The organism is Streptococcus suis, from assembly GCF_002964575.1.
GTDB lineage: Bacteria > Bacillota > Bacilli > Lactobacillales > Streptococcaceae > Streptococcus > Streptococcus suis_R.
On sequence record NZ_POQQ01000065.1, the window covers coordinates 1 to 824 of the forward strand.

An 824-nucleotide genomic window follows, 5' to 3' on the forward strand; every position below is an offset into this window, starting at 1 on the left:
AACTGCGCCGGTAGTTCCAACTCCACCGGTAGTTCCAACTGCGCCAGTAGTTCCAACTCCACCGGTAGTTCCAACTGCGCCAGTAGTTCCAACTCCACCGGTAGTTCCAACTGCGCCAGTAGTTCCAACTCCACCGGTAGTTCCAACTGTGCCAGTAGTTCCAACTCCACCGGTAGTTCCAACTGCGCCAGTAGTTCCAACTGTGCCAGTAGTTCCAACTGCGCCAGTAGTTCCAACTCCATCGGTAGTTCCAACCCCACTGAGTACTCCAAGTGTTCCAGTTCAATCAGGACCACTTAAAGTAGAGGTGGCTCCAGGAACAAAAGTAGCAGTATTGCCAAATACAGGTGAAACAGACTCAACATTCATATTGATTATGAGTGGGGGCGCTATTGTTGCTAGCTTATCTTTGGCTGGAACTTTAATAAGAAGAAATGACTAGTGCATTGAAACTATTTGTATTAAAGATGCCCATTGTCAACCGAGTGGACTGTTGAAAAGCTAGAGTTAGAGAGGCTGGGCAAAAACTAGCCAATAACTAAAAAATACACAGACAGATTGAGCTGCTTCTGATGAAATCCAGCCGTACTGTCTGTGTTTTTCTTTTTATCTCTATTATCTTGGACTAATTTCTTAGCCAATTTCGTGAGATTCATACTCATTAGGAGGAATCCTATCTCAGTTTCAACCACTTTTTGACCTCTGACATGGACTCTGCGCACGCCAAAAACACCCTTCATCCTACCAAATACAGGTTCGACATCCACCTTGCGTTTGGCATAAATGCGGGCTCCCTCTTTACTTGTCAATTCCTCTTTGACTAA

2 protein-coding genes and 1 pseudogene are annotated in these 824 nt (G+C 45.1%); 1 reads left to right on the top strand and 2 read right to left on the bottom strand.

Annotated elements, in window-relative coordinates; all coding sequences use genetic code 11:
• The coding region (locus C1E58_RS12020) for a hypothetical protein (protein ID WP_161951299.1) at window positions 1-260 on the bottom strand (260 nt) is incomplete at its 3' end.
• Window positions 261-307: 47 nt separating this feature from the next.
• On the opposite strand from C1E58_RS12020, the gene C1E58_RS12630 reads away from it, so the two are divergent.
• Complete coding sequence (locus tag C1E58_RS12630) at window positions 308-442, top strand: LPXTG cell wall anchor domain-containing protein (RefSeq protein ID WP_161941139.1); 135 nt, start codon at window positions 308-310, stop codon at window positions 440-442.
• Window positions 443-625: 183 nt separating this feature from the next.
• Here C1E58_RS12630 and C1E58_RS12430 read toward each other — a convergent pair.
• Window positions 626-824 (bottom strand): annotated as a pseudogene (locus tag C1E58_RS12430) (transposase); the annotation flags it as partial.